This window comes from Streptomyces niger, assembly GCF_000718305.1.
GTDB lineage: Bacteria > Actinomycetota > Actinomycetes > Streptomycetales > Streptomycetaceae > Streptomyces > Streptomyces niger.
On record NZ_JOFQ01000001.1, the window covers coordinates 198,887 to 211,584 of the forward strand.

Annotated in this window: 9 protein-coding genes; 3 read left to right on the forward strand and 6 right to left on the reverse strand. The window is 73.9% G+C overall.

Annotation, left to right across the window (positions count from 1 at the left end; genetic code table 11):
• Nucleotides 1–100 precede the first annotated feature (100 nt).
• On the reverse strand, nt 101–1,480 hold the full coding sequence (locus IF20_RS00905) for an FAD-binding oxidoreductase (RefSeq protein ID WP_234426477.1): 1,380 nt from the start codon (nt 1,478–1,480) through the stop codon (nt 101–103).
• 182 nt (nt 1,481–1,662) lie between these two features.
• On the opposite strand from IF20_RS00905, the gene IF20_RS00910 reads away from it, so the two are divergent.
• Nucleotides 1,663–1,890: a hypothetical protein gene (locus IF20_RS00910; RefSeq protein WP_052862947.1), complete on the forward strand. Its 228-nt coding sequence runs from the start codon at nt 1,663–1,665 to the stop codon at nt 1,888–1,890.
• Nucleotides 1,891–1,924: 34 nt separating this feature from the next.
• On the opposite strand, the gene IF20_RS00915 is transcribed toward IF20_RS00910, so the two are convergent.
• Together IF20_RS00915 and IF20_RS00920 are read right to left on the reverse strand one after the other, a co-directional pair.
• Complete coding sequence (locus IF20_RS00915; protein ID WP_052862948.1) at nt 1,925–3,067, reverse strand: acyl-CoA dehydrogenase family protein; 1,143 nt, start codon at nt 3,065–3,067, stop codon at nt 1,925–1,927.
• Nucleotides 3,064–6,567: an indolepyruvate ferredoxin oxidoreductase family protein gene (locus tag IF20_RS00920; protein WP_052862949.1), complete on the reverse strand. Its 3,504-nt coding sequence runs from the start codon at nt 6,565–6,567 to the stop codon at nt 3,064–3,066. Before IF20_RS00920 ends, IF20_RS00915 begins: the two co-directional genes overlap by 4 nt.
• 163 nt (nt 6,568–6,730) lie before the next feature.
• Here IF20_RS00920 and IF20_RS00925 point away from each other — a divergent pair, with 163 nt between their 5' ends.
• Entirely contained in the window at nt 6,731–7,168 is a 438-nt protein-coding gene (locus tag IF20_RS00925; RefSeq protein ID WP_052862950.1) for an Lrp/AsnC family transcriptional regulator, read from the forward strand.
• A 24-nt stretch (nt 7,169–7,192) separates the two neighbouring features.
• Here IF20_RS00925 and IF20_RS00930 read toward each other — a convergent pair whose 3' ends face one another.
• Entirely contained in the window at nt 7,193–7,957 is a 765-nt protein-coding gene (locus IF20_RS00930) for a hypothetical protein (RefSeq protein WP_052862951.1), read from the reverse strand.
• 149 nt (nt 7,958–8,106) lie between these two features.
• On the opposite strand from IF20_RS00930, the gene IF20_RS00935 reads away from it, so the two are divergent.
• Complete coding sequence (locus IF20_RS00935; RefSeq protein WP_052862952.1) at nt 8,107–9,588, forward strand: aminotransferase class I/II-fold pyridoxal phosphate-dependent enzyme; 1,482 nt, start codon at nt 8,107–8,109, stop codon at nt 9,586–9,588.
• Nucleotides 9,589–9,658: 70 nt separating this feature from the next.
• Here IF20_RS00935 and IF20_RS00940 read toward each other — a convergent pair whose 3' ends face one another.
• Both IF20_RS00940 and IF20_RS00945 read right to left on the reverse strand, forming a co-directional pair.
• Nucleotides 9,659–10,435 (reverse strand): VOC family protein, encoded by a 777-nt coding sequence (locus IF20_RS00940; protein WP_199896428.1) that lies wholly within the window; start codon nt 10,433–10,435, stop codon nt 9,659–9,661.
• A 198-nt stretch (nt 10,436–10,633) separates the two neighbouring features.
• Nucleotides 10,634–12,694, reverse strand: coding sequence for an ABC transporter ATP-binding protein (locus IF20_RS00945; RefSeq protein ID WP_052862954.1), 2,061 nt, complete (start codon nt 12,692–12,694; stop codon nt 10,634–10,636).
• Between the last annotated feature and the right edge of the window lie 4 nt (nt 12,695–12,698).

Genomic DNA, 12,698 nt, shown 5'->3' on the forward strand with positions numbered 1-12,698 from the left:
GGTTGATCAGCAGCGTAGAGGGTGGTCCTCCGCTTGCGGGCACGGGGGACCGGGCCCGCAAGCGGGGTTGCCCGAACGGTCCGCCGCCGGGGCCTCCCGGTCAGTCCGCACGGCCCTTTCGGGCACTTTCGGGCACGACCTTGCCGGGGTTGAGGATGCCCTGAGGGTCCAGCGCCGCCTTGATCGCGTGGTGCATGGCGAGGACGGGCGCGGGCAGTTCCTGGGCCAGGCCGTCGCGCTTGAGGAGGCCGACGCCGTGCTCGCCGGTGACCGTGCCGCCGAGGGCCAGGGCGTCCGCGATGATCTCGTGGAAGGCGGCCTGGGCGCGCTCCCGGGCGGCGGCGTCGCCGGGCGGGGTGATCAGCAGGGGGTGCAGATTGCCGTCGCCGGCGTGCGCGATGTTGGCGATGAGCGTGTCGTGCCGGGCGGCCGTCGCCTCGATGCGGGCGAGCATCTCGGGGACGGCGGCCTTGGGGACGCAGACGTCCTCGGTGAGGACCGGGCCGAGGCGTTCCAGCGCCGGGTAGGCCAGCCGTCGGGCGGCGAACAGCGCGTCGGCCTCCTCCTGGTCGGTGGATTGCGCGGCCCAGGTGGCGCCCGCCTCCTCGAAGCAGGCCAGCATGCGTGCCGCCTCCTGCTCCCCGGCGAGCCCCGGCGCGTCCGTCCGGCCGAGCAGGACCACGTCCGCGTCGACGGACAGGCCCATGTTCTTCCACTTGTCGACGGCGGCCAGGCAGTGCCGGTCGATCAGCTCCAGCGCCGAGGGGGTGAGCCCGGCGGCGCCGACCGCGGCGACGGCGCGGCCCGCGTCCACCACGGAGGAGAAGTATCCGGCGACCGTGCGCTCCGGCTCGCGCAGCGGCCGCAGCCGTACGGTGATCTCGGTGATCACCCCGAGCGTGCCCTCGGAGCCGACCATCAGCCCGGCGAGGTCGTACCCGGCGACGCCCTTGGCGGTGCGCCGGCCCAGCCGGACGAGCTCGCCGGTGCCGGTGACGACTTCGAGGCCGAGGACGTAGTCCCGGGTGACGCCGTACTTCACGCAGCACAGGCCGCCGGCGTTGGTGGCGACGTTGCCGCCGATGGTCGACCAGGGGGCGCTGGCCGGGTCCGGCGGGTACCACAGGCCGTGCTCGGCGCAGGCGGCCCGCAGGTCGTCGTTGACGACGCCGGGCCCGACGACCGCGAGCCGTTCGACGGGGTCGATCTCGCGGATCGCGTTCATGTGCTCGGTGGAGAGCACGACGCAGCCCTCGACGGCGTTGGCGCCGCCGGAGAGGCCGGTGCCGGCGCCGCGCGTGACGAGCGGGACGCCGTGTCGCAGACAGGCCCGGACCACCGTGCGCACTTCCTCCGCGGTGCGCGGTCGGACGACCGCCAGGGGCGTGCCGTGCGGCGCCCACTCGGCCTCGTCGTGGACGAAGCCCGCGGCGACCTCCGCATCCTCGATCAGCCGTCCGTCCGGCAGCTCCTGCCGCAGCTCATCGATCAGCACGCGCGATCACCTGCCTCTTCTTCGAACCTGTCTGCCATGTCCGCACGGTATCCGCGCCCCGCGGGCCGATGATCACCGCCCTGGGAGCCGCGGGCCGCGCCGCCTGTGGAGGCCGACCGGCGGAGCCCTCGGATGCGGGTCCGCTCCGCAGGCGGCACGGTGGACGCATGAGCACCGCCCGGATCGTCGTCCAGCCGCCCTCCCCCGCCGGCGGGCGGCACGTGCACGTCGACGGGGAGAACCTGGGCCTGGCCCAGAGCGACATGGACGTCGTGGAGTTCCTGCGCCGGAGCGGGCTGCCCGACGCCGAACCCCTGCTCGACGATCCGGCGTGGGTCGAGTGGCGCGGCGCCCCGCCCCACGACTACGGCGGTCCCAGCCGCAGCAGCGCGTGAGCGCGGGGCTCCGCTTCAGGGCCGTTCAGGCCGTTCAGGGCCGGGAGAGCTGTCTGCTGATGACCAGGCGCTGGATCTGGTTGGTGCCCTCGAAGATCTGCATGATCTTGGCTTCGCGCATGTAGCGCTCGACGGGGAAGTCGCGGGTGTAGCCGTAGCCGCCGTAGACCTGGACCGCGTCCGTGGTGACCTTCATGGCGGCGTCGGTGGCGATGAGCTTGGCGACGCTGGCCTGGCGGCTGTAGGGACGGCCCGCGTCGCGGCGGCGGGCCGCGTCGAGGTAGGTGGCGCGGGCCGAGTCGACGGCGGCCGCCATGTCGGCGAGGACGAAGCCGAGGCCCTGGTGGTCGATGATCTTCCGGCCGAAGGCGGTGCGCTCGTTGGCGTACGCCACGGCCGCGTCCAGGGCCGCCTGCGCGACGCCGGTGGCGCAGGCGGCGATGCCCAGGCGGCCGGAGTCCAGCGCGGAGAGGGCGATCTGCAGGCCCTGGCCCTCGCTGCCGATCAGCCGGTCGGCGTCGACGAGCGCGCCGTCCCAGTGGGCCGCCGTGGTCGGGATCGCGTGCAGGCCCATCTTCTCCTCGGGCCGGCCGAAGGTCAGGCCCTCGGTGGCGCCGGGCGCGAGGAAGCAGGAGATGCCGCGGCTGCCGGCGGAGGTGCGGGCGAACAGGGTGTAGAAGTCGGCCTTGCCGCCGTGGGTGATCCACGCCTTGCTGCCGGTGATCCGGTAGCCGGCCGTCTCCCGCACCGCCTTGCAGGTCAGCGCGGCGGCGTCCGAGCCGGCCTGCGGTTCGGAGAGACTGTAGCCGCCGACCAGGCCGCCGCCGAGGATGTCCGGCGCCCAGCGTTGCCGCTGCTCCTCGGTGCCGTACGTCATCAGCGCGTACGCCGACATGGTGTGCACGCTGGTGGCCACCGCGACGGCCGCCCAGCGGGCCGCCAGCTCCTCGATGACCTGGAGGTAGACCTCGTAGGGCTGGCCGCCGCCGTCGTACTCCTCCGGGTAGGGCAGGCCGAGCAGCCCGGCCTCGCCCAGCGTCTTGAAGAGGCCTTCGGGGTACAGCTCTTCGCGTTCGTGCTTGTCGACGAGGGGGGCGAGCTCCTTGTCGGCGATCTCGCGGGTGAGGCCGAGCAGGTCCTCGGCCTCCTGGGTCGGCAGCAGCCGGTCGACGGTCATCGTGCCTCCGTGGTGGTGCTGAGAGCGCTGGTGGTGCTCGTGCCGAGGGCCGCGAGGGCGGTACGGGCCCGGGTGCGGAAGTCCGCGACGCGGGCCAGCTTGATGTCCTCGTAGCCGCGGATCAGGTCGGGGAGTTCGACGACTTCGCGTACGGCGTCGGCGCTCTCCGGGGTGAGGTGGGCGAGCGCCTCGCGCACCAGTTGACGGTACTCGCCGATCAGGGCGCGCTCCACGCGGCGGACCTCGGCGTATCCGAAGAGGTCCAGCGAGGTGCCGCGCAGTACGCGGCCGGCGCGCAGGGCCCGGAAGGCGGCCGGCGCGGTACGGCGCAGCCGGATCTTGCGCCGCATGCCGAGGGCGCGCAGGACGGGCGGGTGCAGGAGGACGGAGACCGTGGAGCCGGCGCCGAACTCGTCGCGCAGCCGCTCCTGTTCGGTGGCGTCCAGGTGCAGCCGGGCCACCTCGTACTCGTCCTTGTACGCCATGAGTTTGTGCAGGCCGCGCGCGTAGGCGAGGGCGATGGCGGTACCGGCCTCGGTGCCGCCGCGTTCCTGGGCGAGGGCCGCGACGCGGGCGACGTCGTCGGCGTAGCGGCGGGCGTACCGCTCGTTCTGGTAGCCGATGAGGTCGGCGGTGCGGGTGGCGACCACGGTCCGCAGCTCCTCGTCGGCCGGCTGCCCTGCGGTGATCGCCGCGGCGGCCGGGGTGACCTGGACGGCGGGGCGTTCGGGGGCGGCGAGCGCGGCGGTGACGGCGGCGCGGTCGAGCACCGCGGCGCGGCCCCAGCGGAAGGCGGCGAGGTTCTTCTGCACGGCGGCGCCGTTGAGGTGGATGGCACGCTCGATGGCGTCCGCGCTCATCGGGAGGCAGCCGTGCTGGTAGGCGGCGCCGATGAGCACCATGTTGGCCGGCATGTGGTCGGCGAAGAGGGCTTCGGACAGGCCCTGCGCGTCGAGGTAGAGGTTGTCCGCGCGGCGGGTGACCGATTCGATGCGCTCCAGGGCGTCGTCGGGCGAGCCGGGCAGGACGACGCGCCCGGTGACCATGGCGGCGGTCGGTACGACGGCGGTGTTGACGACGGCGACGGTGTGGCCGGCGCGGGCGACGGCCAGGTTGGTGTCGGCGGCCGTGCCGAGCAGGTCGAAGCCGACCAGCACGTCGGCGGTGGAGCGGGAGGCGCGCAGCGCGCCGGTCACCGGCGACTTGGCGATCCGCAGGTCGCTGAGGACGGGGCCGCCCTTCTGCGCGAGTCCGGTCTGCTCCAGCCCGGCGGCGTACAGGCCGTCGAGCCGGGCCGCCATCTGCAGGATCTGGGAGACGGTGACCACGCCGGTGCCGCCGACGCCGGGCATCCGCAGGAGGGTGCCGTCCGGGCCGACCCGGCGGTCCGGTTCGCGCAGGGCGACGGGCAGTTCAGGGATCTTCCGCGGTTCCTTGCGGCCCGGCTCGACGAGCAGGAAGGACGGGCAGTCGCCCTTGAGGCAGCTGAGGTCGGTGTTGCAGGAGGCCTGGTGGATGCGGGTCTTGCGGCCGAACTCGGTCTCGACGGGCTGGACGGACAGACATGTCGACTTGTCGCCGCAGTCCCCGCAGCCTTCGCAGACCCGCTCGTTGATCGCGACCTTCTCCACCGGGGTGGGCAGCTGACCGCGCTTGCGCAGCCGCCGCTCCTCCGCGGCGCAGCGGTCGTCGTGGAGCAGGACGGTGACGCCTTCGGTGGCCGCCAGTTCGCGTTCGACGTCGGCGAATTCGTCGCGGTGCCGTACGGTCGCGATCGGGTCCAGCCGCACGCCGCGGTAGCTGCCCGGCTCCGCGGTGGTGACGACGACCTTGCGCACGCCTTCGATGGCGAGCAGCCGGATGACGGCGGGGATGTCGAGGCGGCCCTCGGCGCGCTGACCGCCGGTCATGGCGACGGCGTCGTTGTAGAGCAGCTTGTACGTCATGGTGACGCCGGCGGCGACGGCGGCGCGGACGGCGAGCGAGCCGGAGTGGTGGAACGTGCCGTCGCCGAGGTTCTGCACGAAGTGCGGGTCGTCGGTGAAGGGCGCGAGGCCGATCCACTGCGCGCCCTCGCCGCCCATCTGGGTCAGGCCGACCTGGGTGCCGCGCCCGGCGCCGTCCAGCGCGATCATCGCGTGGCAGCCGATGCCGACGCCGACCAGTGTGTCGTCGGCGGTGCGGGTGGAGGTGTTGTGCGGGCAGCCGGAGCAGAAGTACGGGGTGCGGGCCGCGACGGTGGGCAGGTTGATGCGGGTGGGCCGGGCGGGCGCGAGCGCTTCGAGGTGCGCGCCGGCCCGCGCGGGCAGCCGGTCGGCGCCGATGCGGCGGGCCAGTGCGCGGGCGACGTCCTCGGCACCCAGCGTGGAGCGGGCGGTGAGCAGCGGGCGGCCGGTCTCGTCGCGGCGGCCGACGACGACGGGCGCGTCCGCGGTCCGGTACAGCGCCTCCTTCAGCGCTCCTTCGAGGAACGGCACCTTGTCCTCGACGACGAGGACCTGCTCCAGGTCTCCGGTCATGGCGACCAGATCCTCGTCCGCGACGGGGAAGGGCATGCCGATGCGGATGATCCGGAGGCCCAGCTCCGCCATCGCCGCCTCGTCCAGGCCGAGGTCGTCCAGGGCGCGTTGGACGACGGCGTAGGAGGTGCCGGAGGCGAGGATGCCGAGGGTGGCGCGGCGGGCGCTGAAGGCGACCTTGTTGAGTCCGGCGGTGCGGGCGTACGCGCGGGCGAGGTCGAGGCGGCGGGTGAGCATGTCGTGCTCGGCGTCCAGCGCGGCGGGGCCGACCAGGGCGGGCGAGGCGGCGCGGCCGGTGCGGTCCGGTTCCGGGATGCCCTGGCGCAGCGCGTCGAAGTCCACGGTCGCCGAGGCGTCGGCGATGTCGGCGACGATCTTCAGGCCGGTCCACAGGCCGCTGGCGCGGGACAGCGCGACGGCGTGCAGCCCGAACTCGATGATCTCCTCGACCGATCCGGGCGCGAGGACGGGCATCGCCAGGCTCTGGCACATCCGCTCGCAGGAGCTGGGCACGGTGGAGGACTTGCAGCCGGGGTCGTCGCCGATCCAGGCGACCGCTCCGCCGAGGGGGGCGGTGCCGGCGAGGTTGCCGTGCCGGATGGCGTCGGCGGCGCGGTCCAGGCCGGGGTTCTTGCCGTACCAGTAGCCGGTGACGCCCGCGTGCCGGCGCCCGGGCACCTGGCCGAGCATCTGGGTGCCGGCCACCGCCGTGGCGGCCAGCTCCTCGTTGACCCCCGCCTTGAAGACGACACCGGCCTCGTCGAGGAAACGGGCCGCACGCCCCATCTCCATGTCGACCCCGCCCAGCGGCGACCCCTGGTAGCCGCTCACGAAGGCCCGGGTGTCGAGCCCGCGGGCCTCGTCCAGCCGGCGCTGCTCCAGCGTCAGCCGTACCAGGGCCTGGACGCCCGAGATCAGCGCGCGGCCGTCGGTGGCCGTGTACTTGTCGCCGAGCGATACCGCGGCGGGTGGGGTGCTCACGCAAGCCTCCTCGACATCGTTGTGAAGGATCTTGGGGTGGGGGGTGGTGACGAACGGCACACAGCACAGCAACGGGAAGCGGAACGCACAAGCATCCGGCGGGAAATCCCTGGCAAGGCGCAAAGTATTTACGCGCAGGGCCGGTCGACGTACATTCCTTTGCATGCCTGAGGTCGACGACATCGATCACCGTCTGCTGCGCCTGCTGCGCGAGGACGGCCGCCGTACGTTCTCCGAGATGTCCACCGAGGTGGGCCTGTCGGTGGCCGCGGTCAAGCGGCGCGTGGACCGGCTCAAGGACATCGGGGTGATCACCGGCTTCGCCGCGCAGATCGACCAGGCCAAGCTCGGCTGGGGCATCGAGGCGTTCGTGGAGCTGCGGTACCCGGGGACCACGCGGGTCAACGAGATCGTGCGGTCGGCCTACAACGTCCCCGAGGTACAGGCCGTCTTCACCATCGCCGGCGACCCGGACGCGCTCATCCAGGTACGGGTCCGCGACATCGCCCACCTCCAGCAGGTCATCGACGGCCTGCGCAGCGCCGGGCGGGTCACCGGCACCAAGACGCTCATGGTGCTGGGTTCCTGGAGCCGCACCTGAGGGCCCGTGCACGGAACGGGTGGGCTACGGTGCCGGACACGCCCCGCCGCCGAGCCGGCGTACGGCGTCCTGCGCGCACCGTGCCGCCTCGCGGGCTCCCTCGGCCCGGCGCCGGTACGCCTCGTTCTCCGGCTGTTCCTCGGCGAGGCGGCCGTAATGGGCGGCCCGCTCGTCCGCCGCGCGGGCCAAGTCGGCCCCGGCCGCGAGGAACCGCCCCCGCAACCGGGCCAGCCGCTCGTCCGGGTCCGGCTCCGGCAGCCCCGCACCGGCCGCTGCCAGCCGCTCGGTCGTCGCCCTCTCCCGGTCGATCTCCTGCTGTTCCCTGGTGTCGCTCGCGTCCTCGCGCAGCAGTTGCTCGTCGGCTCTGTCGAACCGGGCCTCGGCAGCATCCAACGCGGCCCGTGCCCGCTGCAACCGCTCGGCCTTCCGCTGCCGACCGTGGGACGGTATGCCACTGGCCGGCGGTGCTTGCGTATCGAGCCGGGTCTCCCACTCGTCCAGCCGTTCCGTCCGCCGGTCGGCCTGGGCCTCCCGCTCGTCGGCGAGCCGCTCCCGCCGGTCCGCCAGGCGCTCCCGGTCGCCCGCCAGGCGCTCGCGGTGGTCCGCGGCCCGGTCCCGGTCGTCGGCGAGGCGTGCGCGCTCGTCACCCGGGCCGGTGGCCCTGTCCTCCGGGTCCTCCGGGTTCTCCGGGTTCTCCGGGTTCTCCGGGTTCTCCGGGTTCTCCGGGTTCTCCGGGTTCTCCGGGTTCTCCGGCAGGTTCGCCGAGTTGTCCGGCAGCTCGTTTTCCATGCCCACAGTATGCGGCGCCGCCGTACCTCCGCCGCCGTGTCGCATGGGGCGTCCGCACGGCAGAGCGCTCCACGGGAACCCTGCGGCAACGCCGCCGGACGGGCTATCCGGGCTGATTGACGTCACTCGGTCGCGGGAAGCCGTGGGACATGGCACAGGATCACACGCAGGCCCCGGTTCTCGAAGCGCTCGCCGACTACCGCGACCTCGGGCGACTCTCCTTCACCCCGCCCGGGCACAAGCAGGCCCGCGGCGCCGATCCCCAGGTCCGCGAGGTGCTGGGCGACGCCGTCTTCCACGGCGACCTCCTTGCCAGCGGTGGCCTGGACGACCGGCGCACCAAGGGCCGGGTCCTGGAGCGCGCCGAGAATCTGATGGCCGACGCCGTGCACGCCTCGCACACCTTCTTCTCCACCTGCGGCAGCTCCCTGTCGGTGAAGGCGGCGATGCTGGCCGCCGCGGGGCCGCACGAGAAGCTGCTCGTCGGACGGGACGCGCACAAGTCCGTGGTGTCCGGACTGATCGTCTCGGGCATCAACCCGATCTGGATCGACCCGCAGTGGGACGCCGACCGGCACCTCGCGCACCCGCCGTCGGCCGAGGCGTACGAAGCGGCCTTCGACGCCCACCCGGACGCCCGCGGCGCGCTGGTGACCAGCCCGACGCCGTACGGCAGCTGCGCCGACATCGCGGGCATCGCGGAGGTGTGCCACCGCCGCGGCCGGCCGCTGATCGTGGACGAGGCCTGGGGCGCGCACCTGCCCTTCCACCCCGACCTGCCCTCGTGGGCCATGGACGCGGGCGCCGACGTCTGCGTGACCAGCATCCACAAGATGGGCAGCGGTCTGGAGCAGGGCTCGGTCTTCCACCTGGGCGGCGACCTGATCGACCCGGCGCTGCTGAAGTCCCGCGCCGACCTGCTCGGCACGACCAGCCCGTCGGTCCTGCTCTACGCGGGCATGGACGGCTGGCGGCGGCAGATGATGCTGCACGGCAAGGAGCTGCTCACGCACGCGCTCGATCTCGCCGCCGAGGTACGCGGCGAGATCGAGAAGATCGACGGGCTGCACGTGAACGACCGCGCCGACTTCTGCGGCCCGGGGCTCGGCGTCGACTTCGACCCGCTGCCCGTGATCATCGACGTCAGCGAGCTGGGAACGACCGGCTACGCCGCGGCGGACTGGCTGCGCTCCCACCGCCACCTCGACGCCCACCTCTCCGACCACCGCCGGATCAGCGCGCAGCTCACGCACGCCGACGACCGCGGCACGGCCGACCGGCTGCTCGCCGCGCTGCGCGACCTCTCCCGGGCCGCCCCGGAGCTGCGCCCGGCGCCGAACGTCGAGGTCCCGTCGCCGGCCGAGCTGCGGCTGGAGCAGAGCTGTCTGCCACGGGACGGGTTCTTCGGCGCGACGGAGGACGTGCCGGTGGACGAGGCGGCCGGGCGGATCACGGCGGAGATGCTGACGCCGTACCCGCCGGGCATCCCGGCCGCGCTGCCCGGCGAACGGCTCACCGCGCCCGTGCTGACCTACCTGCGGTCCGGCATCGAGGCGGGCATGAACCTCCCCGACGCCACGGACACCACGCTCGGCACGGTCCGGGTGCTGATCGAGGAGACCCACCCGTAGCAGGCCCACCAGGCCCACCCGTAGGCGGCGTACCCGTAGCAGGCCCCCGGTGCTCGGGTCCCTTCGGTGCTCAGATGCCCTCGGTGACCGTGAAGAGGCCGCCGTCCGGGTCGCGGAGCGCGCAGCGGTGGCCGCCGCCCTCGGTCTCCACCGGCGGGGAGACCACCGCACCGCCGGTGGCGACGGCTGCCTCGGCCGCCGCCTGCACGTCCGGTACGCAGAAGTGGACGTGCCAGCGGGGTCGGACGTGCGGGTCCGGCGCCGCCTCGATCGCTCCGCCGCGCAGCTCGGCCACCGTGTGGTCGCCCTCCCGCACGATGACCCGCTCCTGCTCGTACGCGACGTCGCAGCCCTTGCCCTCTTCGGTGGCCCAGTGCAGGACCTCCGCGTAGAAGATGGCGGCGTCGAACGCGTCTCGGGTGCGCAGCTCCAGCCAGGCCGGTGCGCTGCCCTGGCCGACGGACCAGCCGGCGGGGACCCGCCCCGCCCAGATCCCGAAGCTGGCGCCGTCCCGGTCGGCGGAGATCGCGGCGCGGCCCGGCCCGAAGGCGCGGGGGCCGACGGCGACGGTGCCGCCGCGTTCCCGGATCCGCGCTGCGGCCTCGTCGGCGCTCGCGACGGCGAAGTACGGCGTCCAGGAGACGGCGACGTGCAGGGCCCCGGCGAGTTCGGCGAGGCCCGCGACCGGGTTGCCGTCCAGGTAGGCGACCGAGAACTCCTCGCCCAGCGCCCCGGGCCGGAAGGACCAGCCCAGCACCGCGCCGTAGAACTCCTCGGCCGCTTTCAGGTCACGCGCGCTCAGGCTGACCCAGCACGGAACTCCTGGCACAGGTTCGGTCGACGCCATGCTGGACGTCACTCCTTTCGCTCGCCCCGGCCCGCCTTCGCGGCGGTTGCCCGTCGCGCGGCGCGCGAGCCCGGGCCCGGCCTGATCCACTCGCCCCACAGTGTCATCCGTGAGTCGGGGACACACGTGGAGACACCCCGGTACCCGGCGGCGAAACCACCGGAGTACGGACCGGTGGCCTGCCCGCGGCCCGGCCGGTCAGCCCACCGACACTCCCGAGGCTACGCCCGGCAGCGGGAAGTGGCAGGCCACCCGGTGTCCGGGCGTCGCCGGCTCGGCGGGCGGCGGCTCGGTGGTCGCGCACACCTCCCGCGCGAGGGGGCAGCGGGTGCGGAACCGGCACCCGGAGGGCGGCTCGGCGGCCGACGGGGTCTCGCCGCCGAGCGGCGCGGCCGCGGGCGCGACACGGGGGTCGGGCACGTTGACCGTGTCGAGCAGGCCGCGCGTGTAGGGGTGCAGTGGCCGGGCGAGCACGGCTTCGGCGGGGCCGGTCTCCACGAGCTTGCCGAGGTACATCACGCCGACGGTGTCGGCCAGGTGCCGCACGACGGCCAGGTCGTGGGAGATGAAGAGGTAGCCGATGCCCTTCTCGCGCTGGAGGTCGCGCATCAGGTTGAGGATCTGTGCCTGTACGGAGACGTCCAGCGCGGAGACCGGCTCGTCCGCGACGATCAGCGCTGGATTAAGGGCGAGGGCACGGGCCAGGCCGAGACGCTGGCGCTGCCCGCCGGAGAACTCGTGCGGGTAGCGGTCGGCCGCGCCGCGCGGCAGTCCCACGTCGTCCAGCAGCCGGGCGGTCCGGTCGCGCCGCGCGGCGCGGTCGCCGATGCCCTGGACGGCGAGTGGTTCGCGCAGGAGGGCGCCCACCCGCATCCGCGGGTCCATGGCGGCGTAGGAGTCCTGGAACATCAGCTGGATGTCGCGGCGGTGGGCCCGCAGCTCCCGGCCGCGCAGTGCGGTGATGTCGCGGCCGGCGAAGCTGATGGTGCCGGAGGTGGGCGCCTCCATGCCGACGACGAGCCGGCCGAGAGTGGACTTGCCGCAGCCGGACTCGCCCACGATGCCGTACGTCTCGCCGCGCCGGACGGTCAGCGAGATCCCGGCCACGGCGCTGACCTGCCGCGCGGCGCTGCCGCGGCGGCGCGCGAAGGGCCCGGCGCGCAGCGGGTAGTCCTTGACGACATCGGTGAGGCGGAGCAGCGTCCCCTCGTCCTTGCGCGCCGCGGGCCTGGGCGACGGCAGCGGTACGGGCTCCGTCCGGGCGTCGTCGTCCGGGGCGGGCCCGGCGGGGTGGAAGCACGCGAAGACGTGGCCGGGCGCGGTGCCGCCGCTCCTGCTGAGCCGCGGTTCGCGCTCCTGGCACTCCTCCGTCGCGAAGCCGCAGCGCGGCGCGAAGCGGCAGCCGGTGGTACGGGTGTCCAGGGCGGGCGGCAGCCCCGGGATGGTGGCGAGCGGCCGGTCGCGGCCCGCGGCCCGTTCCGGGAGCGCCGCGAAGAGGGCCTGGGTGTAGCGGTGCCGGGGCGCGGTGAACAGTTCGTGGACGGGGGCCTGTTCGGCGACCTTGCCGCCGTACATCACGGCGACCCGGTCGACGCGCCGGGCGATCACGCCGAGGTCGTGGGTGACCAGGATCATCGCCATGCCGAGGCGGGCGCGCAGCTCGTCGATGAGTTCCAGGATCTGGTGCTGGGTGGTGACGTCGAGCGCGGTGGTGGGTTCGTCGGCGATCAGCAGCCGGGGCTCGCAGATCAGCGCCATGGCGATGGCGACGCGTTGCCGCATGCCGCCGCTGAGCTGGTGCGGGTGGTGCGACATCCGCTCGGCGGGGCGTGGCATGCCGACCAGCCGCAGCATGTCCTCCGCCTTCTCCCTGGCCGCTGCCCGGCTCGCGCCGGTGTGCAGCAGGAGCGGCTCGGCGACCTGGGCGCCGATGGTCATGGTGGGGTTCAGGGAGGTGAGCGGGTCCTGGAAGACCATGCCGATGGTGTGGCCGCGAACGTCGCGCAGCGTGCGTTCGGGCGCGGCGGCCAGGTCCGTGCCGTCGAAGCGGATGCGTCCGCCGGTGATCCGCCCGCCGCCGGGGAGGAGGCCCAGGACGGACAGCGCGGTCATGGTCTTGCCGCAGCCGGATTCGCCGACGATGCCGAGGGCCTCGCCCGGCGCGAGGTCGAGGCTGACCCGCTCCAGGGCCTGCACGGTGCGACCACGGCCGGTGATCTCTACGCTGAGGTCCTCGATGCTGAGCAGGGGAGTCGTCATGACG

Excerpts from the sequence above, each read along its gene's own strand:
- IF20_RS00910 (WP_052862947.1), top strand. The coding sequence starts at position 1,663 with ATGAGCACCGCCCGGATCGTCGTCCAGCCGCCCTCCCCCGCCGGCGGG.
- IF20_RS00915 (WP_052862948.1), bottom strand. The coding sequence starts at position 3,067 with ATGACCGTCGACCGGCTGCTGCCGACCCAGGAGGCCGAGGACCTGCTC.
- IF20_RS00925 (WP_052862950.1), top strand. The coding sequence starts at position 6,731 with ATGCCTGAGGTCGACGACATCGATCACCGTCTGCTGCGCCTGCTGCGC.
- IF20_RS00930 (WP_052862951.1), bottom strand. The coding sequence starts at position 7,957 with ATGGAAAACGAGCTGCCGGACAACTCGGCGAACCTGCCGGAGAACCCG.
- IF20_RS00935 (WP_052862952.1), top strand. The coding sequence starts at position 8,107 with ATGGCACAGGATCACACGCAGGCCCCGGTTCTCGAAGCGCTCGCCGAC.
- IF20_RS00940 (WP_199896428.1), bottom strand. The coding sequence starts at position 10,435 with ATGGCGTCGACCGAACCTGTGCCAGGAGTTCCGTGCTGGGTCAGCCTG.
- IF20_RS00945 (WP_052862954.1), bottom strand. The coding sequence starts at position 12,694 with ATGACGACTCCCCTGCTCAGCATCGAGGACCTCAGCGTAGAGATCACC.